This is a genomic window from Comamonas sp. wu1-DMT (genome assembly GCF_040187805.1).
GTDB lineage: Bacteria > Pseudomonadota > Gammaproteobacteria > Burkholderiales > Burkholderiaceae_C > Comamonas > Comamonas thiooxydans.
In genome coordinates this window covers 1-26,950 of the sequence record NZ_JBANEM010000024.1, presented here as the reverse complement: position 1 = coordinate 26,950, position 26,950 = coordinate 1, and the positions used below count along the sequence as shown (strand labels likewise).

Genomic DNA, 26,950 nt, shown 5'->3' with positions numbered 1-26,950 from the left:
CTTCTCATATCGGAGGGACCCACGTGCTGACTGCTTCGCAACCCCCTGACGCCCCATCCGCCCTGCGCGTGGGCCTGAGTGCCGGAAAATCGCTGCTGGGCGGCCTGATGCTGGGTGCCTTGCTGGCCCTGGTGCTGGGCTGCGGCGCGGCCGTGTTCTATTTTTCCCGTCTGATGGCCGATCCCGGCCAGGGCATTCATGCCTCGGCCCATACCGGCATCTACGGCGCCGTGATCAGCCTGCTGATGTCGCCGCCGCTGCTGGTGGCCGTGGTGCTGATCTTCATCATTCCCGCCTACCTCATGGTCGGTCTGCAGCTGGGCCGCGCCCGGGCGGCAGGCAAGCTGGTGGCGCGCTACGGCCAGGGCCTGGCCGAGCGCCTGGCGGCCATGCTGGCACAGCGCATCGAGGCCCTGCCCAGCGCTCACCAGGCCATGCACAAGGCGGCCGACCTGCTCACCGTGGGCGCGGCGATGGAGCATCTGCAGCCCTGGGTGGGCAATGGGCGCGCTGTGCAGTTCGTGGTGCGCAGCGTGCTCAATCGCCTGCCGCTGTCCGATCTGCTCGAGGAATGGGGGCGCACGCGTGCCCAGTGGGGCAGCGAAGGCGGCAAGGACGACCCGGCACTGCGCGCCTTTCTGGGTGCTCGCATCGAGGAGATGCTGCAGGGCCTGACCGAGCCGCCCTGGACGCTGCTGTGGATCTTGCTTGCCGGACATGCCGCCGTGCTTGGCCTGGGCATCTGGCTGACCGCCTGAGCGCCCGGCCGACCTGGCGCCGGCTCAATGTCGGTGGCTGCGCGTAGCCCACCAGCAGACCAGCGAGCCCAGCGTGACCAGGGCCACGCCCTGCCAGAAACTCCAGCCCGGCAGCACCTGCAGCAGGGCGCTGGCCATCAGCGCCGAGAGCACGGGTGTGAAATAGGACGCCGCGGCCAGCAGGGCCAGCTTGCCATGCTGGATGCCGTGCTCCCAGCAGCTATAGCCCAGTGCCGTGAGCGCCCCGACCAGCAAGACCTGGCCGGCGGTGAGCCAGCTCCAGAGCATGGGCTGTGACTCGCCCAGCATCAACCACTTGAGCCACAGCGCGATGGCAGTCCAGGTCACGAACAGGCCTACGGCGTTGAAGCCGGCGCCATAGCGGCGCGCCAGCAGCGAGTAGGCCGGCCAGAGCAGAGCGGCCGCAAAACCCATGCCATAGGCCAGCGGGTTGCCCAGCACATGGCTCCACATGATCGGCAGGCTGAAGCTGTCGCCGCCCAGCACGCGCGCCAGACCCCACAGGCAGATCAGCACGCCTGGCCAAAGCCACCAGCGAGCCGCCTGCTGGCCGCAGAGCACGGCCAGCACGATGGTGAGGCTGGGCCAGAGATAGTTGATGAGCCCGATTTCCATGGCCTGGCTGCGGTCGTGGGCCAGGCCCACGGCCACGGACAGGCAGATTTCATAGACCACGAACAGCAGGCCGCAGCCCCAGAGATAGGCCGGGTGCATGCTGCGCCAGCGTGCCAGCTCGCGCCAGCCTTTGCGCCCGCGTGCTGCGGCAATGCAGATGGCGGCCATGGTGTAGAGGCAGGCCGCGCCGCCGACGGCGCCCAGCGGCTCGGCCACGGCGCGCATCAGACCCACGGTGCAGCTCCAGCAGAGCACGGCCAGCAGGCCGATGAGCGTGGCACGCCGGGCGGCGGCTTCAGTGGGGTTCATGGAGATGCGCTTTTAAAACAGGAGCTTTGTGCGCAATTCTGGCAATGATTCGATGCATTTTCTGTATTGAACTCCTTGACTGAAGAGCGCTGCAAGCTATTGATCTTATGGTTTGTCCGGAGCGGGGCCAAGTGTTGATCACCGTCGCGAAGTCAATAAAAAACGGCCCTTAGGGCCGTTTCAGCAGATGCTGGGCGTGCTCAGAGACCCAGCATGATCTGCAGGTTCTGCACGGCAGCGCCGCTGGCACCCTTGCCCAGATTGTCCAGGCGCGCGATCAGCACGGCCTGGCGGTATTGCTCGTTGGCAAACACGCGCAACTCCAGCTTGTTGGTATTGGCCAGGGTATCTGCGGCCAGCTTGTTGTCGTCCGTGGGCGGCAGCACGCTGACCCAGTTGGCGCTGGTGTTGGTCTGGGCGTAATGGCTGGCCAGGGCGTCGTGCAGGTCGGCGGCCTTGGGTGCGCCGGGCAGCAGATCCAGGTGCAGCGGCAACTGCACCAGCATGCCCTGGGCAAAGTTGCTCACGGCGGGGATGAACACGGGGCGGCGGGTCATGCCGGTGTAGTGCAGGATTTCGGGAATGTGCTTGTGCGACAGGCCCAGAGCGTAGGCTTCGTAAGGTGCAGCATCGCCGCCTTCATAGGCTTCGATCATGGTGCGGCCGCCGCCGGTGTAGCCGGACACGGAGGGCAGGCTCACAGGGTAGTCGGCGGGAATCAGGCCGGCAGCCACCAGCGGTGCCAGCAGGGCAATGGCGCCCGTGGCGTAGCAGCCGGGATTGGAGACTCGGGTGGCGCTCTTCACGGCGTCGAGCTGGCCGGCGCGCAGCTCGGGGAAGCCGTAGACCCAGCCTGCGGCCGTGCGGTGGGCGGTGGAGGCGTCGATGATCTTGATGGCGCGGCCTGTCTCTGCGGTGATGGAGTCCACCATGGCTGCGGTTTCACGGGCGGCATCGTCATGCAAGCAGAGGATGACCAGATCCACACCGGCAATCAGAGCGCGCTTGGCGGCCGGGTCCTTGCGCAGTGCGGGGTCGATGCTGACCAGTTCCACACCTGCAAAATCGACCAGACGATCACGGATCTGCAGCCCCGTGGTTCCTGCTTCTCCGTCAATAAAGACTTTTGCCATTGCATTTTCTCCTGCACCGGCGCGCGCATTTCTTGGTTTATATGCCGCTGCCTGCGGCACCATTGCCGCTTTCCGAACGGTGATTGTCCTTGAATCTCGTCAGGGATGTGCACTGCCTGTCTTTGAGAACGTGGTTGAGCTCTCCTCGCGCCGCGACAGAGGCTTTGCGGGATGGGATGCTAGGGGGCGGCCCCCCGCGCGCGATACCGCAGCAATAGCTGTGCTATTGCGAGGATTTGCGCGGCCGGCGAGGCAACGCCGCAGACTGCCCCTGACCGGGCGTCCGCAAAGCCCCTGTCCCGGAGGGTTGGAGCGAAATCGGGCGATTTCTGTGCGCTGTCACTTGCTTGCACCCCGGTGCAAGCGGCGAGCCATCGCTTCGAACTCATCCCGATTGCGCTCCAACGCGGCTGCGTAGAGATCGCAATCACGTTCTGAGCCAAGTCTCGCGCGAATGGCCCAGTAGACGCTGCAGCTATTCGCAGTTGTCAGCACATTGCCAGCCGCTGCCCCAATGTCCTTGACTCGTATATAAGACATAAGAAAGTTGCGGGAAGAAAAGATATCGTGTAGGAATAATTTCCCTAAAGAATTCAAGGCATTGCAGCTGTTTCCGGAACACGACAAAGTTGCGCGAAATTGTGGATTTTGCGCATGTTCAGGTGTCGTTTTGCGCGGTGCAGCATGGTACATTCCTGCTCGCCATGTCATATGAACCCGATGGCCAGGCTCCCCCGAGTCGGTGGCAAGCGGGTATTTCCCCTCAGTTCAGAGAGACAAAGTCATGAAGATTCATGAATACCAAGGCAAGGAAATCTTGCGCCAATTTGGTGTGCCCGTTCCCCGTGGCATTCCTGCGTTTACCGTGCAAGAGGCTGTTGAAGCAGCCCAGAAGCTGGGTGGACCCGTGTGGGTGGTGAAGGCCCAGATCCACGCTGGTGGCCGCGGCAAGGGCGGCGGCGTGAAGGTTGCCAAGTCCATCGAGGACGTGCAAAAGCTGTCCGAGCAGATCCTGGGCATGCAGCTGGTGACTCACCAGACCGGCCCCGAAGGTCAGAAGGTTCGCCGTCTGTACATCGAAGACGGCGCCGACATCAAGAACGAGCTGTATGTGTCGCTGGTGACCGACCGCGCCACACAGAAGGTTGCCCTGATCGCTTCCAGCGAAGGCGGTATGGACATCGAGGAAGTGGCTCACTCCACTCCCGAAAAGATCATCACCGAGATGATCGACCCCCTGACCGGCATCACCGAAGCGCAATCGCGCAAGGTGGCAGCTGCCATCGGTCTGGAAGGCAAGTCCGTGGATCAGGCCGTGGATCTGTTCGCCAAGATCTACAAGTGCTACATGGACACCGACGCGTCGCTGGTGGAAATCAACCCCCTGAACTGCGACTCCAAGGGCGACCTGATGGCCCTGGACGCCAAGTTCAACTTTGATCCCAACGCTCTGTTCCGTCACCCCGAAATCGTGGCTTTCCGCGATCTGGACGAAGAAGACGCTGCCGAAATCGAAGCCTCCAAGTTCGATCTGGCCTACATCTCCCTGGACGGCAACATCGGCTGCCTGGTGAACGGCGCCGGTCTGGCCATGGCCACCATGGACACCATCAAGCTGTTCGGCGGCGAACCAGCCAACTTCCTGGACGTGGGCGGCGGCGCTACGGCCGAGAAGGTGACCGAAGCCTTCAAGATCATGCTCAAGAACCCCGAAGTCAAGGGCATTCTGGTCAATATCTTCGGCGGCATCATGAAGTGCGACACCATCGCCACCGGCGTGGTCACTGCTTGCAAGGCCGTGAACCTGTCCGTGCCTCTGGTCGTGCGCATGAAGGGCACCAACGAAGAACTGGGCAAGCAAATCCTCAAGGATTCCGGCCTGCCCATCATCGCTGCCGACACCATGGCTGAAGCAGCGACCAAGATCGTTGCTGCCGTTAAGTAATACGCCCCGGAGATAGAAACATGTCGATCTTTATCAACAAAGACACCAAGGTCATCACCCAGGGCATTACTGGCAAGACCGGCCAGTTCCACACTGAAAAGTGCCAGGAATACGCGAACGGCAAGAACTGCTTCGTGGCAGGCGTGAACCCCAAGAAGGCTGGCGAAAAGATTTTCGACATCCCAATCTTTGGTTCCGTCAAGGACGCTGCCAAGGAAACCGGCGCTACCGTGTCCGTGATCTACGTACCTCCCGCAGGTGCTGCTGCTGCCATCTGGGAAGCTGTTGAAGCCGACCTGGACCTGGCCATCTGCATCACCGAAGGCATCCCCGTGCGCGACATGCTGGAAGTGCGCAACAAGATGAAGGCCAAGGAAGCGGCCGGCGGCAAGAAGACTCTGCTGCTGGGCCCCAACTGCCCCGGTCTGATCACGCCTGACGAAATCAAGATCGGCATCATGCCCGGTCACATCCACAAGAAGGGCCGCGTGGGCGTGGTGTCCCGCTCCGGCACGCTGACTTACGAAGCCGTGGCTCAGCTGACCGAACTGGGCATTGGCCAGTCCTCCGCCGTCGGTATCGGTGGCGACCCCATCAACGGTCTGAAGCACATCGACGTGATGCGCGCTTTCAACGACGATCCCGACACCGATGCCGTGATCATGATCGGTGAAATCGGCGGTCCCGACGAAGCCGAAGCTGCCCAGTGGTGCAAGGCCAACATGAAGAAGCCTATCGTGGGCTTCATCGCCGGCGTGACTGCGCCTCCCGGCAAGCGCATGGGCCACGCAGGTGCCCTGATCTCCGGCGGTGCCGACACGGCTGACGCCAAGCTGGCCATCATGGAAGAGTGCGGCTTCACCATCACCCGCAACCCTTCCGAAATGGGTCGCCTGCTGCAAGGCCTGCTGAAGAAGTAAGCCCGTGCAAAAGTTCGTGATACAGCGTTGAATTTACGCAGTATTACGAACTGGCAAGATGGGCTTAGCGCCCTACACTGCCTCCACTCTTAAAAGAAAGCGCCGCGCAATGCGGCGCTTTCATATTCAAAACAGTGGAGTCAACATGGAAATGCTCAATAGCGCCGATTTCTGGATCGGCCTGGTGAAGATCATCTGGATCAACATCATTCTCTCCGGCGACAACGCCGTGGTCATCGCACTGGCCGCGCGCTCTCTTCCCCCTGAACAGCAAAAGAAGGCCATCATGTTCGGCTCCGGCGCCGCCGTGGTGCTGCGTATCGTGCTGACCGTGGTGGCTGCCAAGCTGCTGGAACTCTCCTTCCTGCAGGTTGTGGGCGGTTGCCTGCTGCTGTGGATCGGCTATCAGCTGCTGACCGGCGACGAAGACGGCGAGGGCGAATCCAAGGGCCATGGCTCCATGATGACCGCCATCCGCACCATCCTGATTGCCGACCTGGTGATGAGCCTGGACAACGTGATTGCCGTGGCCGCGACCGCCCAGGGCAATATGGTGCTGCTGATCCTGGGCCTTGCCATTTCCATTCCCCTGGTGATTTTCGGCTCCACGCTGATGATCAAGCTCATGGAACGCTTCCCCGTCATCGTCACGCTGGGCGCGGCGCTGATCGGCTGGGTGGGCGGCGAGACCATTGTCAACGACAATCTGCTGCATGGCTACACCATGGCTCACCCCTGGCTGCACTATGTCGCTGCTGCAGCGGGTGCCGTGCTGGTGGTCGGACTGGGCAAGTTCATGCAGGCACGCTCTGCAAAGAAGGAAGTCGCTGTGGCCTGATCGCCCTGGAAGTCTTTCCCCAAAGAACGCACTGTGGATTCACAGTGCGTTTTTTTTATGGCCGCAGTGCGGATGACAAACTGTGTGAACATCTGGTGGACACCAACCTTCGTGTAACCCCAGGCTTGTTAGCCTTGTTGTCATGCAGATATCGGAACTTGCCAGCCTGTCGGGTGTGTCCGTACACGCCATTCGCCACTATGAGAGTCTGGGCCTGATTGCCGCCAGTCGGCGTCCTTCCGGCTACCGCGAGTTCGATGACAGCGTGATCCGCGAGCTGCGATTCATCGCCATGTCGCGGCAATGTGGCTTCTCTCTTGCGCAGATTGCCGAGGTATTGCCGGCCTACCGCTGCAAGTCCCTGACGGCCAGCCAGATCGTCTGCAGGCTTGAGGAGCGCATTGCCGAGATCGATGCCGAAATCGCCAAGCGCAGCGCTCTGCGTCAGCACCTGGTTTCCCATGTGGAATGGTTTCGTCTGCGCGAGCAGCGGCCAGCCTCGAAACCGGGATTTCCTCGCGTCTTTGCGCGGGGCGGCAATGATGCCGGTCCATCCGGCAGGAGGGGGAGCAAGTCATGACACCGCAGAACGAACACTGTGCCCGAGACATCAGGGCGCTGGTGCTGTCCATGCCAGTGGCGCAGATGCTGCAACTGCGCTTTGAGCGCATAGAGCCCGGCGAGGTCGATCTCTGCCTGCCCTATCAGGACAGTCTGAGTTTCAGGCCCGGCCAGTTGCAGGCAACATCGGTCTTTGCCATCGCAGACTTTGCCGCCGTATCGGCGGCAGGGACGCTGCTGCCGCCGGGCTGGCTCAATGCCACGATCGACTGCAGCATCAAATACCTGGCTCCTGCCGATGGCGAGACATTGCTGGCACGTGGCCGCGTCATCCAGGCCAGCAAGCTGCTGACGGTGGCCCGGGCGGATGTGTTTTCCTGCCGCGAAGGCCAGGAGCTGCTGTGCGCCGCCATGCTTGCCACGGCGCGGAATCTGGCGCCTGCACAGTAGAGGGCCTTTTGGGGTGCTGTAGCGCCTGAACGCTGGATGCTATCGAGATTGATTTTTCTCGATAGCGGGCCTGTAACCGGCCGAGTCAGCGCCTTCAAGGCAAACTACAGCCCATCATGAAGACCCAGTACTACACTGCTTCCAGCCTGGACGGCTTTCTTGCCACCGAAGACGACTCTCTGGACTGGCTGTTTCCGTTGGGCAGCCTGACGCAGTCCAGCTATCCGGGCTTTATTGCCCAGGTCGGTGCGCTGGCCATGGGCTCGTCCACCTATGAGTGGATGGTCCGCAACGCCGATGCGGTGAAGAAGGAGAGCGGCGCGGCCTGGCCTTATGCACAGCCTGCCTGGGTTTTCTCCAGCCGTCAGCTGCCGTTGATAGAGGGAGCCGATGTACGCTTTGTCAGCGGCGATGTGCGGCCCGTGCTGGCAAACATGAGGGCTGCAGCCGGCGACAAGAACATCTGGATCGTGGGTGGCGGAGATCTGGCGGGACAGTTCCATGACGCGGGCCTGCTCGATGAAGTCATCGTGCAGATTGGCTCGGCCACTCTGGGCCGTGGCAAGCCTTTGTTGCCGCGCCGCTTGCTGAGTCCCGTGCTGCAGCTGCAGTCCGTGCAGCAGATGGGCCCGGGAATGGCCGAGCTGCGCTACACCGTGTGCAAGACGCAGCCGCCCGCGAATTAACGGCTGCTTCTGGCAGGCCAGAGCACCGAAGCAATCGCCACCACCATCAGGCAGACAGCAGTCCAGTCCTGCCAGTGCAAGACCTCGCCCAGCCACCAGGCGCCCACGAACACGCCCAGCACCGGAATCATCATCACGCTCAGCGTGGAGGCCACGGGCGGCAGGCTGCGGGCCAGATAGAACCACACGGCCTGGGCGAAGCCCAGCACCAGCACACCATTGAAAGCGATGGCAGCCAGAGCGCTCTGGTCGGGCATATGCCATTGCTGGCGCTCGAAAACAAAGGCCAGCACGGTCAGCACCACGGTGGTGATGGCCACCATCCACAGCGACAGCGTCATCAGCGGCACCGGCGCCTCGGTGCGGCGCAGCAGCTGCGTGCCCCAGGCCCAGCCGGCGGCGGCGATCAGCATCAGCATCACGCCCAGGGGCTTGCTACCCAGAGCGCCAACCTCATGCCACAGCAGCAGCAGCACGCCGGCAAAGGCCGCTCCCACGCCGGCCCAGGCGCGGGCGCCCAGCCGGTCCTTGAAGAACAGGCTGCCGAACACGGCCGAGAAGATGGGCATGGTGTAACCCAGAATCGCCGCGCGCCCGCTGGACAGCGTGGGGATGGCAATGATGATCAGGCAGTGCCAGAGCACCATATTGAACAGCGTGAGCTTGGCCAGCTGGCCCCAGTAGCTGCGCGGTATGGTCAGCGGCAAGCGCTGGCTGGTCACAAACAGGGCCAGAATCGGCAGGCCTATCCACATGCTGACCATGCGAAAACTCAGAGGCGGGAAATGCTGTACGCCGAGCTTCATTACCGGCCAGTTCAGGCCCCAGACGATGGTGAGCAGGACGAGAAGAATGAGCTGTTTGGGCGTGAACGAAGGCATGGGTGTGGATTATCTCCCCCCGGGATGACTTTCTCCCCCTGTGGCGCTTCGCGCCTTCCCCCTCTCTCTACGCGCTGCGCGCTATGGGAGGGGGACGACAGCCTCGCTGCGGGGCGGCCCTTGCTCGCTGTCTCTCCACTGGTGTGTGCCAAGTTTGACGTCTTGCTGCAAAACCTGTGGCAAGGCTTGGAAGGGGTGAACAATTAAAATCCCCCTTTATGACTTTTATCGACATGCTGCGCGACGCGTCCACGCGCAATGACTCCATGCTGTGCGTGGGTCTGGACCCCGAACCCAGCCGCTTTCCCGGTGCCATGAAGGGCGATGCGTCCAAGATCTACGACTTCTGTGCAGCCATCGTCGATGCCACCCATGATCTGGTCAACAGCTTCAAGCCCCAGATCGCCTACTTTGCCGCCCACCGTGCCGAAGACCAGCTCGAAAAGCTGATGGAGCACATGCGCCGAGTGGCACCCCATGTGCCCGTGATTCTGGATGCCAAGCGCGGCGATATCGGCTCCACCGCCGAGCAATACGCCAAGGAAGCCTTCGAGCGCTATGGTGCCGATGCCGTGACGCTCTCTCCCTTCATGGGTTTCGACTCCATCACGCCCTATCTCAAGTACGAGGGCAAGGGGGCATTTTTGCTGTGCCGCACCTCCAACCCCGGCGGTGACGATCTGCAGGCTCAGGTCCTGGCCGATGTGCCCGGCAACCCCCATATGTTCGAGCATGTGGCCAAGCTGGCCCAAGGCCCCTGGAACACCAACGGCCAGCTGGGCCTGGTGGTGGGTGCAACCCGTCCCAACGAGATCGAGCGCGTGCGTGCCGTGGCTCCCACCTTGCCGCTGCTGATTCCCGGCGTGGGCGCACAGGGTGGCGATGCCGTTGCAACCGTCAAGGCGGCTCGCATCGGCGGCGGACCCATCATCATCAACTCCTCGCGCGCCATTCTGTACGCAGGGCAGGGCGATGACTTTGCCAAGGCCGCACGCGAAGCCGCCATCGCCACGCGCGCCACGCTGCAGGCTGCAGCCCAGAGCTGAGCCAGGGTAGGCTCTGGCCATGCAAAGCAAATGGCTGGAAGACTTTCTGCTTCTGGCTCAGGAGCGCAGCTTCACCCGTGCGGCAGAGCTGCGCCATGTCACCCATCCTGCGTTTGGCCGGCGCATTCGTGCGCTGGAGGCATGGGCTGGAACGCCGCTGATCGAAGCGGGCGGCGGGCCGGTTCGCCTCACCCCTGCCGGTGAAGCCTTTCGCGACACCGCCGAGCAGATGGTGCGCACCCTGGCCCAGTCGCATGACGAGCTGCAGGCCGTGGCCGGTCGGCAGGCCCATGTGATCACGCTGGCCACGGGGCGTACCCTGGCGCGCACCATCGTGGCTGACTGGCTGGCGCGCTACGGCAGCGTGCTGCAGACGGCGGAGATGCGCATCGTTACTCGCACACTCGACGAAACCGTGCACATGCTGCAGCGCGGCGAGGTCAGCTTTGCCCTGCTCTATCACCATGCGGCCATTGCCGTGCGGCTGGATGGCCGTCAGTTCAGCTATCTGACGGTGATGAGCGACAAGCTGGTGCCCGTGGCGCGGGCCGATGCCGAAGGCAAGCCCTTGTTTGCACTGGCGCAGGCCCTGCTGCCCGGTGCCAGCCCCGTGCCCTATCTGGCTTTCTCGCACAGCATGGCGCTGGGGCGGCTGGCCGAAGATCATCTGGCCAGCCATCCGCTATGGCCGCGTCTGCGCCGCTGCATCGAATGCGATTCGGCGGATGCCAATTACGAGTACGTGCTCAAGGGTCTGGGCGTGGCCTGGATGCCCTGGTCCATGGTGCAGCGCGACTGCCAGGACGGCCGTCTGGCGCTGGCCGGGGACGGCAGCCTGGACGTGCATTTCGATGTGCGGCTTTATCGGCCCAAACGCCGCTTGAGCACCGCTGCGGAGCAGTTCTGGACCGATATCACTGGCCAGTAAATAAGCAGTCACTCCTTTTTTGCCTGCGGCCAGACCTGAAGCTGGAAAAACAACAGCGGGTATCGGGCTCCTTGCAGCATTGCTCCCTCTCTATTTGCTCAAAAACGCGTTGATGTGCTGAAATGGCACGGAAATGTGCCAGATCGGCACTAAAAGGTTTTCTCCGTATTCGGACAATTGCCTCATACAGATTCGGAATAGTTTCATGCAGAACACAAACATCCTCCGCCGTACCGCCATCGCTGCGGGCCTGCTGCTGGGCGCTGCCGTGGCAGTCCCTGCCATCGCCGCCGACAACTATCCCAGCAAGGCCATCACCATGGTCGTGGGCTATCCGGCCGGTGGCAGCACCGACCTGGTCGGTCGTCTGGTGGCCGACGGCCTGGCCAAGCAACTGGGCCAGCCCGTGGTGGTGGAAAACCTGGGCGGTGCCGGTGGCGCCATCGGTGCGCAGAAGGTGGCCAAGGCCCCAGCCGACGGTTACACCATCATGGTGGGCGCCAACAATGAGCTGGCCATTGCCAGGCTCATCAACAAGGCCGTGAAGTACAACATTGGCGACTTCACTCCCATCGGTCTGGTGGGTTCCCAGCCCATGGTGCTGGTCGCATCGCACAAGGCCGGCGTGAAGAACGCGGCCGAGTTCGTGAGCCTGGTGTCCAAGAACCCCGACAAGTTCAGCTACGGCAGCTCCGGCGTGGGCACGGCGCTGCACCTGGCCGGCGAGCTGGTCAAGGAGCAGGGCAAGCTGCAGATGACCCATGTGCCCTACAAGGGCGTGGCGCCTCTGACCACCGACCTGGTGGGCAACAACATCGAGTTCGGCGTGTTCGTGCTGTCCTCGGGCCTGCCCCATATCAAGGCCGGCAAGGTCGTGGCCCTGGGCACGACCGAAGCCAAGCGCTCGGCCATCACCCCCGATATTCCTGCCCTGTCCGAGCTGCCCCAGTTCAAGAACGTGGACATCAACAGCTGGTTTGCGCTGATGGCCCCCAAGGGCCTGCCCGCTCCCATCGCCGCCAAGCTGAAGAAGGCGCTGGAAGAAACCATGGCTTCGCCCGAGTTCCGCAAGAAGATGGAGGAGACCGGCAACGTGGTGGCCGATCCCAAGGTGGATGCCGGCAAGTACATCAACACCGAGATTGCCAAGTACTCGAAGATTGTTCAGTTCGCCAAGATTGAGAACTGATAGTGGCACCGCCTGGGTGGTCTGAGACTGCCTGAGGTTCTGAACGGCTTGTGTCTTTTGGGGCGCAAGCCGTTTTTGTTTCTTGGCTGATTTGAGGGCAGAGGGCGGGCCGAGCCCCGCCCTCTGAGTGCCAATCAAGCAAGCCGTAATAATCGAATCAAATCGGCATCAAGCGCAGACCCACAAAGCGCAACCAGCTCTCAATTCTGAGTCGCCAGCTGACAACGCGCAGGCGACACTGCCCCCACATTCACCTTCTGCGCGGCCAGCGCCGCATCCAGCGTCTCCCCGAGCAGCAGATTGCGCGCCAGCAGGCTGTAGCCGGCGGCGCTTTGGATGCCATAGCCACCCTGGGCGGCAACCCAGAAAAAGCCCGGCACGGGCGTGGGCGAGGCATCCCAGCCTATCACCAGCTCGCCATCGGCGACAAAGCTGCGCAGGCCGGCCCAGGTATGCGAGGGGCGGCGGATTTGCAGCGTGGTGGCCTCCTCTATGTGATAGATGCCGGTCGCAATGTCCAGCTCTTCGGGCACCACATCGTGCGGAGCCACGGGGTCTGCATTGGCGGGCGAGCCCAGCAGTTGGCCGGCGTCGGGCTTGATGTACCAGTTTTCATCGGCGCTGATGATGGCGGGCCAGTGCGTGGCATCCATGCCTTCGGGGGCCGGGAAGGTGAAGGCGCTGCGGCGCTTGGGCGTGATGCCGATGGGAGCCGCGCCCGCCATGGCGGCCACGACATCCACCCAGGCCCCGGCGGCGTTGATGATGACCTTGGCACGAAGGCTCAAGCCCTGGGGCAGGGCGATATGCCAGCAGTCGTTGACCCGGGTGATGGCCTGGACCTCGGCGTTGCACCACAAGTCGCCGCCGCGCTGGCGCAGGCCGCGGATATAGCCCTGGTGCAGGCCGTGCACGTCGATGTCGCGTGCGCCGGTGTCCAGAAAGCCGTCCACCAGCACCTCGGTGTCGAGCACGGGAACCAGGGCCTTGAGCTGTGCGGCGCTCAGGCGCTGGGCATCGGGGGAGTGAACCTGGGCCTCGGTGTAGGCAGCATCCACCAGATCCCGCTGATCGGCCGTGCCCACATAGAGCACGCCGCGCGGCGTGAGGATGGGGGCTTCGGCAAAACCGGCCGGCGGCGCATCGTAGAAGGCGCGGCTGGCGCGGGTCAAGGCCTGCACCTGGGCAGGACCGTAATGCTCTTCAAACAGTGCGGCCGAGCGGCCGGTGGTGTGATAGCCGGGCTGGGATTCGCGCTCCAGCACCAGCACGGAAGGCGGAGTATCGCCGCCCGACTGCGCCAATTGCCAAGCGGCGGAGGCTCCGGCCATGCCCGCGCCCACGATGACGAAATCCCAGACATCTTTCTGCATTGCTTCTCTCCTCTGTGTCGCCGGTCATGGCCCTGCATGGCTGGCTGTGTTTGGTCAGTCCTGGCTTGTGGTCGATCTGGCTCTGGATTTGGCGGGAGCCTTGTCCAGATAGGGCTTGAGGTAGCGGCCCGTCACGCTGGCCGGGTTGGCCGCGACTTCCTCTGGCGTGCCCTGAGCCACGACCTGGCCGCCGCCCGAGCCACCCTCGGGGCCCATGTCGATCAGCCAGTCTGCGGTCTTGATGACGTCGAGGTTGTGCTCGATCACGACGATGGTGTTGCCCGCATCGCGCAGCTGGTGCAGCACCTTCAGAAGCAGGGCGATGTCGGCAAAGTGCAGGCCCGTGGTGGGCTCGTCGAGGATGTAGAGCGTGCGGCCGGTGTCGCGCTTGGACAGCTCTTGTGCGAGCTTGACGCGCTGGGCCTCGCCACCCGACAGCGTGGTCGCGCTCTGGCCCAGGCGGATATAGGACAGACCCACGTCCAGCAGGGTCTGCAGCTTGCGCGCAATGCTGGGCATGTCCTTGAAGAAGGCATGAGCGTCTTCGACCGTCATCTCCAGAATCTGCGAGATGTTCCGGCCCTTCCACTGCACTTCCAGTGTTTCGCGGTTGTAGCGCTGGCCGTGGCAGAGGTCGCAGGGCACGTAGACATCGGGCAGAAAATGCATCTCCACCTTGACCACGCCGTCGCCCTGGCAGGCTTCGCAGCGCCCGCCCGAGACATTGAACGAGAAACGCCCGGGGCCGTAGCCGCGTTCCTTGGCGGTATTGGTTTCGGCCATCAGCTCGCGGATAGGCGTGAACAGGCCGGTATAGGTGGCCGGGTTGCTGCGCGGCGTGCGGCCTATGGGTGACTGGTCGACGTTGATGACCTTGTCGAAATAGTCGATGCCCGCGATATCGTCATGCGCAGCCGGCTCGGTGCCTGCACGGTGTACCTGGCGTGCCACTTCGGCATACAGCGTGTCGTTGACCAGGGTGGATTTGCCCGAGCCCGAGACACCGGTCACGCAGGTGAACAATCCGACGGGGAAGTCCACCGTCACATTCCTGAGGTTGTTGCCGCGCGCACCTTCCACGGTCAGCGCCTGAAGGTCGGTGCGCGCCTTGCTCGCAGATTCCCGCTTTTTGGCGGCCGTGACCGGAAAGCGCGATGTGCTTTGGCTGGTTTCGGCTTCACTGTCCTTGCGCAGCACGGGCAGCCAGGCGGTGCGCTGCCTGGGCACGGGAATGCTTTGTACGCCGCTCAGATAGCGGCCCGTGGGCGAATCGGGGCTGGCCTTGATGTCTTCGTAGCTGCCCTGGGCCATGATGCGGCCGCCATGCACGCCGGCGCCCGGACCCATGTCGATGATCTGGTCGGCTGCGCGCATCATGTCTTCGTCATGCTCGACCACGATCACGCTGTTGCCGATATCGCGCAGGTGCTCGAGTGTCGCAATCAGCTTGTCGTTGTCGCGCTGGTGCAGGCCGATGGAGGGCTCGTCCAGCACATACATGACGCCCGTCAGGCCCGAGCCGATCTGGGACGCCAGGCGAATGCGCTGGGCCTCGCCGCCCGAGAGCGTGTCGGCGCTGCGGTCCAGGCTCAGGTACGAGAGGCCCACATCGTTGAGGAAGAGCAGGCGCGAGGCGATCTCACGCACGATCTTGTCCGCAATCTCGGCCTTGGCCCCGGCCATGCTCAGTTGCTTGAACCAGCCCAGCGCATCGGCCAGCGTGGCATGGCTGACCTCATAGATGGAGCGGGCCTGCTCGCCATCGCCCACGCGCACAAAGCGCGCTTCGCGGCGCAGGCGCGTGCCTTCGCATTCAGGGCATTTGCGAACGCTGCGCAGCTTGGCCAGGTCGTCGCGCACGACCTGGGATTCGGTCTCGCGAAAGCGGCGCTGAATATTGGGGATGATGCCTTCGAACGGGTGCGACTTGATAAAGGCTTCGCCCTTGCGTTCGCCGCTCTCGAAAACATAGTTGAACTCCATGGACTCGTCGCCCGAGCCAAAGAGAATCACGTCGCGCACCTTCTCGGGCAGCTCCTCGAACGCCGTCTCGGTGCTCACGCCATAGTGCTTGGCCACGCTCTCCAGCATGGAGAAGTAGTAATTGTTGCGCTTGTCCCAGCCCTTGATGGCGCCGCTGGCCAGACTCAGCGACGGGAAGGGCACGACGCGGTCGGGGTCGAAGGCTTCGCTGTTGCCCAGGCCGTCGCATGCCTGGCAGGCTCCCATGGGGGAGTTGAAGGAAAACAGGCGCGGCTCCAGCTCGGGCAGGGAGTAGTCGCAGAGCGGGCAGGCGAACTTGGCGCTGAACAGATGCTCCTTGCCGCCGTCCATCTCCAGCGCGATGACGCGGCCGCCGGCATCGGCACCGCCGGCGCGCAAGGCCGCCTCAAAGCTCTCGGCCAGGCGCTGCTTGATGTCTTCGCGCACCTTGACGCGGTCTATCACCACATCGATGTTGTGGCGCTCGTTCTTCTCCAGCTTGGGCAGGGACTGTGCATCGTAGATCTGCCCGTCGACGCGAAAGCGCACATAGCCCTGGGCCTGCAGCTGCACGAAAAGCTCGGCGAACTCGCCCTTTTTCTCGCGCGCCAGGGGGCCGAGGATCATCAGCTTGGTGTCTTCGGGCAGCTGCAGCACGCTGTCCACCATCTGGCTGATGGTCTGGGCCTGCAGCGGCAGATTGTGGCCGGGGCAGAACGGCGTGCCGGCACGCGCGTAGAGCAGGCGCAGATAGTCGTTGATCTCGGTCACCGTGCCCACGGTGGAGCGCGGGTTGTGGCTGGTGGCCTTCTGCTCGATGGAAATGGCGGGCGACAGGCCCTCGATCAGATCGACATCGGGTTTGTCCAGGCGGCCCAGAAACTGGCGTGCATAGGCCGAGAGACTCTCCACATAACGGCGCTGGCCTTCGGCGTACAAGGTATCGAAGGCCAGGCTGGACTTGCCCGAGCCCGACAGGCCGGTGATCACCACCAGCTGGTTGCGAGGGATGTCCAGGTCGATGTTCTTGAGGTTGTGCGTGCGTGCGCCGCGAATGGCGATACGTGTCTGCGCCAGAGAACGGCCCAGATAGAGGCTGTCATCATGGACTTCAGAGGGCGAATCAGGCTTCAGGGACACGGGCGCTCCAGACGGGGAAAACTCTCCATGATAGTCAGACGGGCTTGCGCGTGACTAGATGATTCAGGTTCACGGACAATCTACGGTTTTATTTCCTCTCTTTTGCCCGGCAGTGGTTTAGTTAACCTGGGCATAAGACTTTGACTCTTGGCAAAATCTGAGCGTGAAAAAAATCAATACCTCCCCCAGCGCGGGCACGCAGGGCACGGACAAATCCTCTTCCACCATGACCTCCCAGGAACGCCGCTCCAGCGGCGCCCTGGCGCTGATCTTTGCGCTGCGCATGCTGGGCCTGTTCCTGGTGCTGCCCGTCTTCATGCTGGAGGCACGCAAATACCCTGGCGGTGACGACCCTGCCATGATCGGCCTGGCCATGGGCCTGTATGGCCTGACCCAGGCCCTGTTCCAGTTGCCCATCGGCCTGGCCTCCGACCGTATCGGCCGCAAGCCGGTCATCGTCGCCGGCCTGCTGGTGTTTGCGGCGGGCAGCCTGATTGCGGCCATGGCCGACTCGCTGACCGGCCTGATGGCGGGGCGTGCCATTCAGGGCGCAGGCGCCGTGTCTGCCGCCGTCACGGCCCTGCTGGCCGATCTGACGCGCGATGGCGTGCGTACCAAGGCCATGGCCATGGTCGGCGGCAGCATCGGCCTGATGTTTGCACTGGCGCTGGTACTGGCGCCGCTGCTCAATGCCTGGATAGGCCTGTCCGGCATCTTCGGCCTGACCTGCGCGCTGGCGTTGGCCGGTATTGCCGTGGTGCTGTGGGTGGTACCGCCCGAGCCCAGGCAGCATGCCGATGCGCCCAAGGGCCGGTTCAGCGAGCTGCTGGGCCAGTCCGATCTGCTGCGCCTGAATTTTGGCGTCTTCATTCTGCATACCGTGCAGATGTCCATGTGGGTGGCCGTGCCGGCCATGCTGGTGCAGGCCGGTCTGGCCAAGGAGCAGCACTGGCATATCTATCTGCCGGCCGTGCTGCTGTCCTTTGTGGCCATGGGCCTGCTGTTTTCCATGGAGCGCAAGGGCAAGTTGCGCAAGGCCTTGCTGGGAGCCATTGGCCTGGTACTGGTCGTGCAGATCGGTCTGGGCATGCTGGCCGCCAGCGGCACCATTCCGACGGTCTGGTGCATGGCGCTGCTGATGTTTCTGTTTTTCTGCGGCTTCAATGCTCTTGAAGCCACCCAGCCAAGTCTGGTCTCGCGCATGGCTCCGGCGCCGCTGCGTGGTGCGGCATTGGGTGCCTACAACACGCTGCAGTCGCTGGGCCTGTTTGCCGGTGGTGCTGTCGGTGGTGCAGTCGCCAAATTTGCGGGCGTGCCGGGCTTGTTCATCATGACGGCTGTGCTCGTTGCCCTGTGGCTGCTCGTGACCTGGCCGCTGCGCCCGGTGGGACGTCACTGACTTACAGCAACACCGCCTGAGGCGCTGTGCGCCTAGGCGGCCCCGCCTTCCCCCTCTCTGCTACGCGGAGGGGACGCAGCCCTCGCAGCGGGGCTGCCCTTGCTTGGCTGCTCGCGCGCAGTGGCCCCGGCACCATGTATCGCCGTGATGGGATATAGGGCAATCCCGTGCTCGTCATGGCTGGCTTGGGGCAGAATACGAGGCTCATTGGTTCGGGACCTTTCCCAATAGCCCGGACCACTTTTTGAAAAGGTATCTCTATGGCATCCGTCAACAAAGTCATCATCGTCGGCAATCTGGGTCGTGACCCCGAAATGCGCACCTTCCCCAGCGGCGATCAGGTGGCCAATGTGACCATCGCCACCACAGACCGCTGGCGCGACAAGAACACCGGCGAAAACCGCGAAGCCACCGAATGGCACCGTGTGGTCTTCAACGGCAAACTGGCTGAGATCGTGGGCCAGTACCTGCGCAAAGGCAGCCAGGTCTATGTGGAAGGCAGCCTGCGCACCCGCAAGTGGACCGACCAGGCCTCCGGCCAGGAACGCTACGCCACCGAAATCCGTGCCGACGCCATGCAGATGCTGGGCAGCCGCCAGGGTGGTGGTCAGCAGCAAGGCGGCTACGGCAGCGATGATGGCTATGGCGAAAGCAGCTACGAAGCACCCCGCCGTCAGGCTCCCGCTCCCATGCAGCAGCGCCCCGCACCGGCACCCATGCAGCAGCGTCCTGCTCCTGCACCCATGGCTCCTCCTCCCCAGCGCGCAGCTTCGGGGTTTGACGACATGGATGACGACATCCCGTTCTAGACTTTACCTTTTCTGATTTGTAAACAAAGGGCCCGAGATGACGAATCTACGGGCCTTTTTTTCTTTGTTAACATTTTTCTCGAAGGCCGATTGTGTGTATTTATCGACTACCTTTGGGGAAATGTAAACATGTCAGTAGGCTATCAAGTCAAAACGATACGTTTGGAGTCCGGTGAGCGGCTTCCGCTGCTGCTAAGCCAAGAAACTGGAGTGCCAGTCTGGGATGTGACACTGTTCATCCTGACGGCGCTGCGCTCTACCAGTTTGGCGACCAACACGATTGCGCATGCGGCCAGAGCGGTGATGGTCGGTCTGCAGATTTTTCGTTACTTGGGCATCGACCTCAATCAGCGCCTAGAGCAAGGAAAGCTTCTCTCGTTGAGTGAAGTAGATGAGCTTGTGAAGTTGGCAGGGCTGAAGCAAGAAGAGCTTGACGAACTCCTGGGGAATAGAAAGAAGTTGCAGGCAGCGTCTCGTGTGGTTTCGCTTGAAAGAGCGCGTATGCGCACCCCAAGCAAAGCACTGAAGCATGTCGAGTCCGAAACCAAGGCTGCTCGACTCATATATATCCGCAAGTACATTGAATGGCTAAGCGCAGGCAGACGCTTGAAGCTTGATGTTGGTCACGAGCACTTCCGTGCTTTGAATGTAGCGACAGAGGCTGTGGTGGGCCAATTGAATGCACGCATGCCCAGTCACGACCATGACGCTGGTGGGCGCCAAGGTGTCGGTGGTGAGGTGCGCGCCCGAATACTAGAAGTCATACACCCTGACAGCCCAGAAAACCCCTGGAAGGGCAAGCATGTTCGCCTTAGGAATCAGCTCATTTTCATGTGGCTGCTTCTGCTTGGTGTTCGGAATGGTGAGCTTCTGGGGGTCTATGTCAGTGATGTCAATCTCCGCACAGGAGAAGTTGTCATCACCCGCCGACCAGATAACCCGGAGGACGAGCGCGGGAACGCTCCACTGGTTAAGACAAGAGGCAGGCTCTTAGCCCTTAGTCCTGGGTTGATGGACCTTACGCGTGATTACATCATTGGAAAGAGCAAGGAAAAAAGGGGCTCGCGTTCGAGCATCAAAGGCGCGCGACGGCATCCTTACCTTTTTGTGGCCAACGGTACAGGCGCAGCACTGTCAAAGCCGGCCCTCAACAAGCTTTTCAGAGAGCTGCGGACGAAGGTTCCTGGACTACCCGAAGACCTTTCACCTCATGTGCTGCGTCACACCTGGAACGACGATTTCTCAGAGCTAATGGACACAAAGGGTGTGTCATCAGAGGATGAGGAAAGGATGCGGCGCCAGGCGATGGGCTGGTCCCCTCAATCGAAGATGGCCGCTCACTATACGAAGAGGCATATCCAACGAAAGAGCAACGAAGCCTCACTAGCGCTTCAAGCCAAATCGTTCAAGCCCACAGATAAGAAAAACTGATGAACAAAGACTTGTTTACCACTGAGCATCTCCCCGCTCGTCCTTTGAGTACGCCAAGACTGGTGCGTACCAAGTCTGGTATTGAGTTTGACGCCAGTGCTGATATCTGGGCATTTCGTGATGACATGGCAGACGTGAGTCTGAACTTCCGTCAGCTGACGAACATTTCAGATGAGTTACGTGAGAGCGCGAAAAGCGTGCTGTCTTGGTACGCCGAGAATCGGTCATCCAGTCACATGATGAACTTGTTTCAGCGGTTCCAGCACTTCATTCGTGTGACGCAGAGTCAGCTCTCAAGTATCAGTGATGTGAGCCTACTCAATTACCGTGCGGGCCTTGACGAGTCGACAGGTTGGTATCTTGGAACTCTCGCCGGATTTCTGAGGAAATGGATTCAGCTGGGTTATCCCGGTGTTGATGAGGGCGTGGATTTACTGCTGAAGCAGCTGCGACTTAAGGGAAACCGAAAAGGTATGGCGGTGCTGACTTGGGACCCCATAGATGGCCCATTCACAACCAACGAGATGGAAGCCCTTCACGCCGCACTTAACCAAGCCTACGCTTGCGGGTCAGTGTCTGAAGAAGAATACGTCTTGGCTTGGTTGTACATTTTGCTTGGTCAGCGAAATCAGCAATTCGCAGCCCTAAAGGTTTGTGATGTACGGGTTAAGAGAAATGCTGAGGGGGCACTTACGTACTCGATACTCATGCCTCGTGCCAAGCAACGCACTAAGAACCCCCGTGCAGAACTGAAAGAGCGCTCTCTCCTTGAGCAGTTCGGCGAAATTCTTGTTGCCTATGCTGAAGGTGTATGTAAGCAATTTGAGTCCTATTTGGTGGACCCAATGCAGGCTCCTTTGTTTCCGGAAAGGCGGGCTCCTTTGTTGCTGTCAATGCGCTTGACGTGTGGTACTGAAGGATTTGAATTTCACCAGACAGCCAAGTCTATTGGCGCGACACTCACCGAAATTTTGGAAAGTTTGTCAGTCGTCTCAGAGCGTACGGGAAGCTTGATGAACATTACTCCGACACGCCTCCGAAGAACTACAGGGACGCGGGCGGCAGAGGAAGGCTACAGCGAGCTCGAAATCGCAGCCCTCCTTGACCACAGTGATACCCAGAATGTTCAGGTGTATACGGCCAGCTCTCCAGCAATCATCGACCGAATCGACCGAGTAATCGCAATGGGAATTGCGCCTTTGGCCCAGGCGTTTGCCGGGAAATTGGTGGATGGGTTGAGCGTTGACACCTCGAATCGCATTATCGACTTGCGTGTCGACCGCGGCGGTGCACCTATGGGGGACTGTGGGAAACACGGTTTCTGTGGTTTCAATGCTCCCATTGCTTGCTACACCTGCTCAAGCTTCGAAGCATGGGTTGATGGGCCACACGAAGGCGTCTTGGCACACCTTCTTGAAAACCGTGACAGGCAGCTTCAAACCACCGACAAGCGAATTGCGTCTATCAATGACCGGACTATCTTTGCCGTTGCCGCAGTGATTCGGCTTTGCGAGGAGAAAAAAAAATCCCGCTGTTAAGGCAAGTGAGGAGACAAAGCTGCTCCCTGTAGAAGCCAGCGAGGAGACCAAGGATGTCTAACTTGGTTCTATTCAAGCCACGTCGCGAACTCAGTGCTGAGAAAAATCTGGCGGCGTTCGTTGCCATGTGTCGTGACGAATTGACAGCTTTAGGGGCTGACCTCCCGTTCGACGAAATGAAGTGGGATGTGACGAACCACATAAAGCTCAAAGGCAAAAATGGGGCGCTGCGTGCAGTCTTCAGCACGTGGGAGTCTGCCGATGACAGCGAGCCGACACCCATGGCTGAGCCCTATGCCGCTTTCGCAAAGTCCTACTTCCGCTATCAACATGCCTTTTGTCCAACAAAATCCATAGGTTCTAGGCTTGCTGCAACCCGGGCTTTAGGTGCTGCATTGGCTGAACATGGTTCGCATGACGTCACTCTCGTTCATGGCCAGGTGCTCAATCGCGCAGCTCAGCTCATAGCTGTTCATTACGGTAAGGACACTGCTTATCGGACTGGGCAGCAGCTAGAAATGTTGGCGTCATTCATAGACGACAACCGGTTGGCCTCTGTCCCATTGCGTTGGGTGAACCCGATTGAGCGCCCAGTGCAGACGGCTGGGCGAGTTGGTGAAGAGTTTGAAGCTCGCCGGCAGGAAATGCTCCCTTCCCCCTTCGCTCTTGACGCGCTGGCTCGAGCATTCCGTGCTGCATCTGAAACTCCGGACGTTGTTGTGACATCTGTGGCCGCAATCATGTGCTCGGCCCCGGACCGCGTGAATGAAGTGCTGAGGCTCCAGACAGGATGCGAGGTGCATAGCTCCCGGCAGGAAGCGCCTGAAGCGTATGGGCTACGTTTCTGGCCATCGAAAGGTGCAGACCCGATGGTCAAATGGGTTGTGCCATCAATGAGTTCAGTGGTTCAGGAGGCGATTAGAAGGTTGCAGGGCACTTCCTCCGAAGCCCGGCAGGTGGCTCGTTGGTACGAGGACAATCCGAGCGTGATGTACCTGCCTTCGCATCTAGAGCACCTGCGAGGGAAAGACCTGTTCATGGATGAACTAGGAGAAGTCCTTTTCGCCGAGCCTGTTAGTCGGACGTCACCAGGGCAGTGGTGCACCGGGAACAAAGTTCCGACCTTCTCTGTCGGAAAGAAGAAAGCCGTCAAGTTCTCTGATGTTGAAGCGGCCATCCTTGGGGAATTACCTCGTGGGTTTCCTTGGCTTGATGCTGATATCGGCCTGCGTTACAGCGAGGCGCTATGCCTCGTTCGGCGCAATGAGTTGCACAAAAGCAGAACGACGTTTCGAGGCATCGTCGAGGCTGTCGACCAGAATTTCATCGCCACTGGTCTGGGCAATCGCTCTGAGCACGGTTTCAAATCTGTTTTCGAAAACTTGGGGCTGTTCGAAGCCGATGGTTCACCTATTGCTATTCGAACGCACCAGTTCCGGCACTACTTGAACACACTCGCTCAAGCTGGGGGCTTGAGTGAGTTGGACATTGCGAAATGGTCTGGTCGTAAAGACATTCGCCAGAATGAGGCATACAACCATGTCTCCGACCGTGACGTCCAGGCCCGTATTGTTGAGCTTAAGAGAGAAGTTGAAGAGAGCTCATCGACCGATTTGGTCCCTCAGGTTCGCATCAGCCTCCTGCCGAGGTCAGAGTTCAAGAAGCTAGGAATTAAGGCGGCTCACACAACGGATTTCGGTATGTGTGTCCACGACTTCGTCATGTCCCCGTGTCCAATCCATCAGGATTGCAACAACTGCAACGAACAGGTGTGTATTAAGGGGGACAAGGTCGGCGAAGCTAACGCAAGGGCGGCGCATGAGGAGACCGCGAGTCTGCTGGAAGCTGCTAAAGAAGCTGATGCCGACGGGGAATATGGTGCGTCGCGCTGGGTTCAGCACCAGACGTTGACCCACTCTCGCCTGTCAGAGCTTATCGCCATCTTGGACAACCCGCGGGTTCCGGAGGGTGCCCTTATTCGCCTCACGCACGTTGAGCAAGCATCTCGACTGCAGCATGCAGTGAAAGCCCGCGCAGCCCTTGAAAATAAGTCCGATGAGCCGCGCTTGCTGAAATGGATTGTTGTTGAGGAAGGAGCTACTGAATGAGCCGAGCAAAGAATCTTGATGATGAGGACATCGCAAGGATTGTCGGCATATTGGACGGTTGGACAGGCAGCTTGACATGGGATGCCCTCATCGACTCGATTGAGAAGCATCTCTTCGTGCGCTACACGCGCCAGGCGTTGCACAAACACGTTCGTATTCGGGATGCCTTCACTCTGCGTAAAAAGACACTCTCATCAGAGAAGCCTCGCAGTCCAAAGGTGGCCTCCAGCCCGGAGTTGGAGCTCGCATGGCAGAGAATTGACAGACTAGAGGCTGAAAATAAGCGGCTTGAGCTTGAGAACACGAGGCTGCTTGAACAGTTCGTCCGGTGGGCATACAACGCGAATACGCGTGGGTTGGATGCTCACTTCCTCAATCAGCCATTGCCTCCAATTAGCAGGAAGTAGCTCTTAGAGGCAGCAGTGACTTGGTAAGAAGTGGGCAACCTGGGACGGTGCCTCACTTCTTAATTTTCAAGCATGTGCCACACACGGAAGTAATCAGCACCGGCGTCCCCCATCGCCTTCTTCCAAACAGCCTCGCCTTTTTCCTTCAGAGCCTTCCGAGTAGCGTAAGGCGTTGCTGGTGCACCCAGATGTGGGGCCAGTGCGATTGCAGCGTTGCGTGGAACGCCTGCTGACCTCAGCGCGATTTGTTCAGTGGTCCTGACTCCGTAGAGCACCATCGATGGAATGTTGGTGACCTCTGTCTGCTGGCTGAGCGGTAAATCCTCGATGGTTTTCCCAAGCTTCATCGCAAGTACAGAAGACAGGCCCCAGGAGGCTGTCATTGCGAGACGCTTAAAGCCTCTGACGCAATTAGCCAGAGCATCTTCTTCGTTTGCTGCGTCGGAGAAGTAGGTCGTGGCCAGGGTGTCAAAAGGTGCACCGTTCACCCAATCTGCGAGCATATCCGCAAGCTTTCGGCCATCTCCGCGGCCCGCCTCCGTTAGCTCATCTCTGATTTCGGGAATGGTGAGCAAGACACCCATCACATCGCGAAGTGTTCCGCTTTTTCCTGAAAATAACTCGCTAGGACTTTCTAAGTCAGACAAGTCTTCCACAGCACTCAAGCGACCAAGTGCACCCTTCACACTTTCGAAGCTGAAGCCAGTTGAGTCCACTAGCGTTACTGCTCCCATGTCCTGGGCAATTCGAGCTGCATATTGACGTGAAGCGCGCAGCAGCTTGCTTGCAAGCAGAGGCTTTTCTTCTCGCAGCACTTGATAGCCGAAGGTGCCACGTAGAACCAGCTCAATTTGGTCAGCGAATTTTGCCTGACCGACCTGTCTCAGGGTGTGAGCGATGAACTGGCTGAAGTTGGACCATTCCTTCTTGTAGACCAATTGCGAAAGTTCATGTTCACCTGCCAACAGGTCAAGGTCATTAACCATTGCGATTAGGCGTGAGGCGAGGTCAACCATCGACCTTTGAACAAAAACTCTACATTCGCTTTTCTTCTCCTCACTCGTCGCCGCAAGCGCAACAACGCCAATTGCATCTTGGTCCACTCGACCCACTCGCCCGGCGATGTTCCAAAACTCGGCGTAGCCCATCTTCTCCCCATAACCCATTGGCTTCTGTAGAGAGGAAATGACAAGATTGGAAATTGGAAAGTTGACACCCTGCGCCAAAGTGGTCGTGGCACACAGAGCACGTAAGCGCTTGTTCTCGAATAGCCACTCCATCGCCTGAGCTAATTCCTCAGGAAGGCCTGCGTTGTGAACGCCGACCCCTTGCTTAAGCAGCTTGGCAAGACTACATGCAGGCCCCAGCTCGTGGCTTGCAAAACGACCAACAGCAGCCCGGTCTTCAGCACCCTCCAACTCAGCCTCTGGAACCTTTGCTAGATATTCTGCAGACCTCCAGGTAGCTGCAACGGTCTGGCAAAGGATGACGGTAGGCCCACGTGATGAAAGTAGCTGTGCTGTCGCTGCAGACAACTTACTTGCATTCTGGTGAAGCACTGCTGGAGTGAAGCCCAATTCAGGAGCAACGCCATCAAGCTTCAACTGTTCATCCAGATGAAGTGTGTTCTTGCGCGTCGCTATTGGTTCAAACAGGATATGGTCTGCCTTCGCACCCTTTTTTCCTTTGGGTGGAGGGCATACGACTCCAACGATGCGGTCATTGGGAACCCATTGAGCTTCGACTGAATAGTCTTTATAGCTCTCCCGGTCGAGCCATTGAGCTACGCGTTTTGCATTGCTGATGAATGGCGTTAAGAGTAAGAAACGCGCATTGATATGCTCTCGATTCACAATCGAGAGCAAAAGCTCCAACTTAACTGCTCTGTCATCGCCGGCACCGATGCCGTGAGCCTCATCTACAACCACCATGGACAGGCGGCCTAGTTTTGAGCACAGCTCTTCCCGCCTAATGAGCAAGTCGAGTTTTTCAGGTGTGCACACCAGAACATCAACCCTTGGCCCATCGACTTCAGGGTTTTTGGCCGTTAGCGCACTAACTTCTAAAGTGTCGAATTCGAGCGCTGGAGAGAGCTTTTCCACTCGTTTATTAAGCGGGGAAAACTCTCGCCGAAGGCGATTTGTTACTTGATTTACGAGAGCTCTCGTGGGTGCCACATAGGCAACCCAGCCTGGTTCAGTACCCAGGTCATTGAGACTCTGCAAAATACCAAATTGCGCTAGTAAGGTCTTGCCGCTGGACGTCGGAAAATTGACAACCACGGACCGGTGCACATTGGTGGCGAGCCCTTGGTGACGTAACGCTTCACGCTGTGGCGGAAGCAGCTGCAAAATAGGACGTGATGCGCGGTTCGTCAGGCTCTCTGTTAATTTCCACGCAAAACTGACCCGCCATTTCCATCTCAAACTGACCCACTCCTTGACTTGAGCCGTAAGGCTCAAGATGTGGATTAGGTTTTGTT

22 protein-coding genes are annotated in these 26,950 nt (G+C 60.2%); 16 read left to right on the top strand and 6 right to left on the bottom strand.

Translation table 11 applies throughout. The features are described 5' to 3' along the window. Positions 1-23: 23 nt before the first annotated feature. On the top strand, positions 24-758 hold the full coding sequence (locus V8Z78_RS23765; protein ID WP_057094135.1) for a hypothetical protein: 735 nt from the start codon (positions 24-26) through the stop codon (positions 756-758). Between the two features lie 24 nt (positions 759-782). Here V8Z78_RS23765 and yddG read toward each other — a convergent pair whose 3' ends face one another. After that, positions 783-1,703, bottom strand: a complete 921-nt coding sequence (yddG, locus tag V8Z78_RS23760; protein ID WP_349732271.1) for an aromatic amino acid DMT transporter YddG — start codon at positions 1,701-1,703, stop codon at positions 783-785. A gap of 200 nt (positions 1,704-1,903) precedes the next feature. After that, positions 1,904-2,836 carry an N-acetyl-gamma-glutamyl-phosphate reductase gene (argC, locus tag V8Z78_RS23755; RefSeq protein ID WP_054074263.1) on the bottom strand — a complete coding sequence of 311 codons (933 nt, stop codon included), beginning with the start codon at positions 2,834-2,836 and terminating at the stop codon, positions 1,904-1,906. Between the two features lie 784 nt (positions 2,837-3,620). On the opposite strand from argC, the gene sucC reads away from it, so the two are divergent. The 6 genes from sucC to V8Z78_RS23725 all read left to right on the top strand — a co-directional run bounded on the left by sucC (position 3,621) and on the right by V8Z78_RS23725 (position 8,236). Next, positions 3,621-4,781 (top strand): ADP-forming succinate--CoA ligase subunit beta, encoded by a 1,161-nt coding sequence (sucC, locus tag V8Z78_RS23750; RefSeq protein WP_003064741.1) that lies wholly within the window; start codon positions 3,621-3,623, stop codon positions 4,779-4,781. A gap of 20 nt (positions 4,782-4,801) precedes the next feature. After that, positions 4,802-5,701, top strand: a complete 900-nt coding sequence (gene sucD / locus V8Z78_RS23745) for a succinate--CoA ligase subunit alpha (protein ID WP_003064739.1) — start codon at positions 4,802-4,804, stop codon at positions 5,699-5,701. A 145-nt stretch (positions 5,702-5,846) separates the two neighbouring features. Then, positions 5,847-6,539 (top strand): TerC family protein, encoded by a 693-nt coding sequence (locus V8Z78_RS23740; protein WP_003064737.1) that lies wholly within the window; start codon positions 5,847-5,849, stop codon positions 6,537-6,539. Positions 6,540-6,681: 142 nt separating this feature from the next. Beyond that, positions 6,682-7,119, top strand: coding sequence for a MerR family transcriptional regulator (locus V8Z78_RS23735; protein WP_057094129.1), 438 nt, complete (start codon positions 6,682-6,684; stop codon positions 7,117-7,119). After that, positions 7,116-7,550 carry a PaaI family thioesterase gene (locus V8Z78_RS23730; RefSeq protein WP_349732270.1) on the top strand — a complete coding sequence of 145 codons (435 nt, stop codon included), beginning with the start codon at positions 7,116-7,118 and terminating at the stop codon, positions 7,548-7,550. Before V8Z78_RS23735 ends, V8Z78_RS23730 begins: the two co-directional genes overlap by 4 nt. Before the next feature lie 116 nt (positions 7,551-7,666). Continuing rightward, positions 7,667-8,236 (top strand): dihydrofolate reductase family protein, encoded by a 570-nt coding sequence (locus V8Z78_RS23725; RefSeq protein WP_349732269.1) that lies wholly within the window; start codon positions 7,667-7,669, stop codon positions 8,234-8,236. Here V8Z78_RS23725 and V8Z78_RS23720 read toward each other — a convergent pair. Further along, positions 8,233-9,117 carry a DMT family transporter gene (locus V8Z78_RS23720; protein WP_003064721.1) on the bottom strand — a complete coding sequence of 295 codons (885 nt, stop codon included), beginning with the start codon at positions 9,115-9,117 and terminating at the stop codon, positions 8,233-8,235. The genes V8Z78_RS23725 and V8Z78_RS23720 overlap by 4 nt on opposite strands. A gap of 218 nt (positions 9,118-9,335) precedes the next feature. On the opposite strand from V8Z78_RS23720, the gene pyrF reads away from it, so the two are divergent. From pyrF to V8Z78_RS23705, 3 genes are all read left to right on the top strand, one after another. Then, entirely contained in the window at positions 9,336-10,163 is an 828-nt protein-coding gene (gene pyrF, locus V8Z78_RS23715; RefSeq protein WP_003064718.1) for an orotidine-5'-phosphate decarboxylase, read from the top strand. 19 nt (positions 10,164-10,182) lie between these two features. Next, complete coding sequence (locus tag V8Z78_RS23710; protein WP_012840359.1) at positions 10,183-11,091, top strand: LysR family transcriptional regulator; 909 nt, start codon at positions 10,183-10,185, stop codon at positions 11,089-11,091. A 205-nt stretch (positions 11,092-11,296) separates the two neighbouring features. Next, positions 11,297-12,280 carry a Bug family tripartite tricarboxylate transporter substrate binding protein gene (locus V8Z78_RS23705; RefSeq protein WP_003064714.1) on the top strand — a complete coding sequence of 328 codons (984 nt, stop codon included), beginning with the start codon at positions 11,297-11,299 and terminating at the stop codon, positions 12,278-12,280. 200 nt (positions 12,281-12,480) lie between these two features. Here the strand turns inward: V8Z78_RS23705 and V8Z78_RS23700 are convergent, their stop codons facing one another. Further along, positions 12,481-13,653 carry an NAD(P)/FAD-dependent oxidoreductase gene (locus V8Z78_RS23700; RefSeq protein WP_280006546.1) on the bottom strand — a complete coding sequence of 391 codons (1,173 nt, stop codon included), beginning with the start codon at positions 13,651-13,653 and terminating at the stop codon, positions 12,481-12,483. 54 nt (positions 13,654-13,707) lie between these two features. Further along, on the bottom strand, positions 13,708-16,776 hold the full coding sequence (gene uvrA, locus V8Z78_RS23695) for an excinuclease ABC subunit UvrA (protein ID WP_349732268.1): 3,069 nt from the start codon (positions 16,774-16,776) through the stop codon (positions 13,708-13,710). Between the two features lie 226 nt (positions 16,777-17,002). Here uvrA and V8Z78_RS23690 point away from each other — a divergent pair, with 226 nt between their 5' ends. The 6 genes from V8Z78_RS23690 (at position 17,003) to V8Z78_RS23665 (ending at position 24,468) form a co-directional block, all read left to right on the top strand. Further along, on the top strand, positions 17,003-18,175 hold the full coding sequence (locus tag V8Z78_RS23690; protein WP_349732277.1) for an MFS transporter: 1,173 nt from the start codon (positions 17,003-17,005) through the stop codon (positions 18,173-18,175). Positions 18,176-18,435: 260 nt separating this feature from the next. Beyond that, positions 18,436-18,984 (top strand): single-stranded DNA-binding protein, encoded by a 549-nt coding sequence (ssb, locus tag V8Z78_RS23685; protein WP_003064700.1) that lies wholly within the window; start codon positions 18,436-18,438, stop codon positions 18,982-18,984. Positions 18,985-19,113: 129 nt separating this feature from the next. After that, positions 19,114-20,415: a tyrosine-type recombinase/integrase gene (locus V8Z78_RS23680; protein ID WP_349732267.1), complete on the top strand. Its 1,302-nt coding sequence runs from the start codon at positions 19,114-19,116 to the stop codon at positions 20,413-20,415. Beyond that, positions 20,415-21,953 carry a site-specific integrase gene (locus tag V8Z78_RS23675; RefSeq protein WP_349732266.1) on the top strand — a complete coding sequence of 513 codons (1,539 nt, stop codon included), beginning with the start codon at positions 20,415-20,417 and terminating at the stop codon, positions 21,951-21,953. Before V8Z78_RS23680 ends, V8Z78_RS23675 begins: the two co-directional genes overlap by 1 nt. Before the next feature lie 53 nt (positions 21,954-22,006). Then, complete coding sequence (locus tag V8Z78_RS23670) at positions 22,007-24,061, top strand: integrase (protein ID WP_349732265.1); 2,055 nt, start codon at positions 22,007-22,009, stop codon at positions 24,059-24,061. Next, positions 24,058-24,468, top strand: coding sequence for a hypothetical protein (locus V8Z78_RS23665; protein WP_349732264.1), 411 nt, complete (start codon positions 24,058-24,060; stop codon positions 24,466-24,468). The genes V8Z78_RS23670 and V8Z78_RS23665 overlap by 4 nt, the downstream gene beginning before the upstream one ends. Before the next feature lie 59 nt (positions 24,469-24,527). Here V8Z78_RS23665 and V8Z78_RS23660 read toward each other — a convergent pair. Then, a partial coding sequence (locus V8Z78_RS23660; RefSeq protein ID WP_349732263.1) for a DEAD/DEAH box helicase occupies positions 24,528-26,950 on the bottom strand: 2,423 nt, incomplete at its 5' end.

Excerpts from the sequence above, each read along its gene's own strand:
- yddG (WP_349732271.1), bottom strand. The coding sequence starts at position 1,703 with ATGAACCCCACTGAAGCCGCCGCCCGGCGTGCCACGCTCATCGGCCTG.
- argC (WP_054074263.1), bottom strand. The coding sequence starts at position 2,836 with ATGGCAAAAGTCTTTATTGACGGAGAAGCAGGAACCACGGGGCTGCAG.
- sucC (WP_003064741.1), top strand. The coding sequence starts at position 3,621 with ATGAAGATTCATGAATACCAAGGCAAGGAAATCTTGCGCCAATTTGGT.
- sucD (WP_003064739.1), top strand. The coding sequence starts at position 4,802 with ATGTCGATCTTTATCAACAAAGACACCAAGGTCATCACCCAGGGCATT.
- V8Z78_RS23740 (WP_003064737.1), top strand. The coding sequence starts at position 5,847 with ATGGAAATGCTCAATAGCGCCGATTTCTGGATCGGCCTGGTGAAGATC.
- V8Z78_RS23735 (WP_057094129.1), top strand. The coding sequence starts at position 6,682 with ATGCAGATATCGGAACTTGCCAGCCTGTCGGGTGTGTCCGTACACGCC.
- V8Z78_RS23730 (WP_349732270.1), top strand. The coding sequence starts at position 7,116 with ATGACACCGCAGAACGAACACTGTGCCCGAGACATCAGGGCGCTGGTG.
- V8Z78_RS23725 (WP_349732269.1), top strand. The coding sequence starts at position 7,667 with ATGAAGACCCAGTACTACACTGCTTCCAGCCTGGACGGCTTTCTTGCC.
- V8Z78_RS23720 (WP_003064721.1), bottom strand. The coding sequence starts at position 9,117 with ATGCCTTCGTTCACGCCCAAACAGCTCATTCTTCTCGTCCTGCTCACC.
- pyrF (WP_003064718.1), top strand. The coding sequence starts at position 9,336 with ATGACTTTTATCGACATGCTGCGCGACGCGTCCACGCGCAATGACTCC.
- V8Z78_RS23710 (WP_012840359.1), top strand. The coding sequence starts at position 10,183 with ATGCAAAGCAAATGGCTGGAAGACTTTCTGCTTCTGGCTCAGGAGCGC.
- V8Z78_RS23705 (WP_003064714.1), top strand. The coding sequence starts at position 11,297 with ATGCAGAACACAAACATCCTCCGCCGTACCGCCATCGCTGCGGGCCTG.
- V8Z78_RS23700 (WP_280006546.1), bottom strand. The coding sequence starts at position 13,653 with ATGCAGAAAGATGTCTGGGATTTCGTCATCGTGGGCGCGGGCATGGCC.
- V8Z78_RS23690 (WP_349732277.1), top strand. The coding sequence starts at position 17,003 with ATGACCTCCCAGGAACGCCGCTCCAGCGGCGCCCTGGCGCTGATCTTT.
- ssb (WP_003064700.1), top strand. The coding sequence starts at position 18,436 with ATGGCATCCGTCAACAAAGTCATCATCGTCGGCAATCTGGGTCGTGAC.
- V8Z78_RS23680 (WP_349732267.1), top strand. The coding sequence starts at position 19,114 with ATGTCAGTAGGCTATCAAGTCAAAACGATACGTTTGGAGTCCGGTGAG.
- V8Z78_RS23675 (WP_349732266.1), top strand. The coding sequence starts at position 20,415 with ATGAACAAAGACTTGTTTACCACTGAGCATCTCCCCGCTCGTCCTTTG.
- V8Z78_RS23670 (WP_349732265.1), top strand. The coding sequence starts at position 22,007 with ATGTCTAACTTGGTTCTATTCAAGCCACGTCGCGAACTCAGTGCTGAG.
- V8Z78_RS23665 (WP_349732264.1), top strand. The coding sequence starts at position 24,058 with ATGAGCCGAGCAAAGAATCTTGATGATGAGGACATCGCAAGGATTGTC.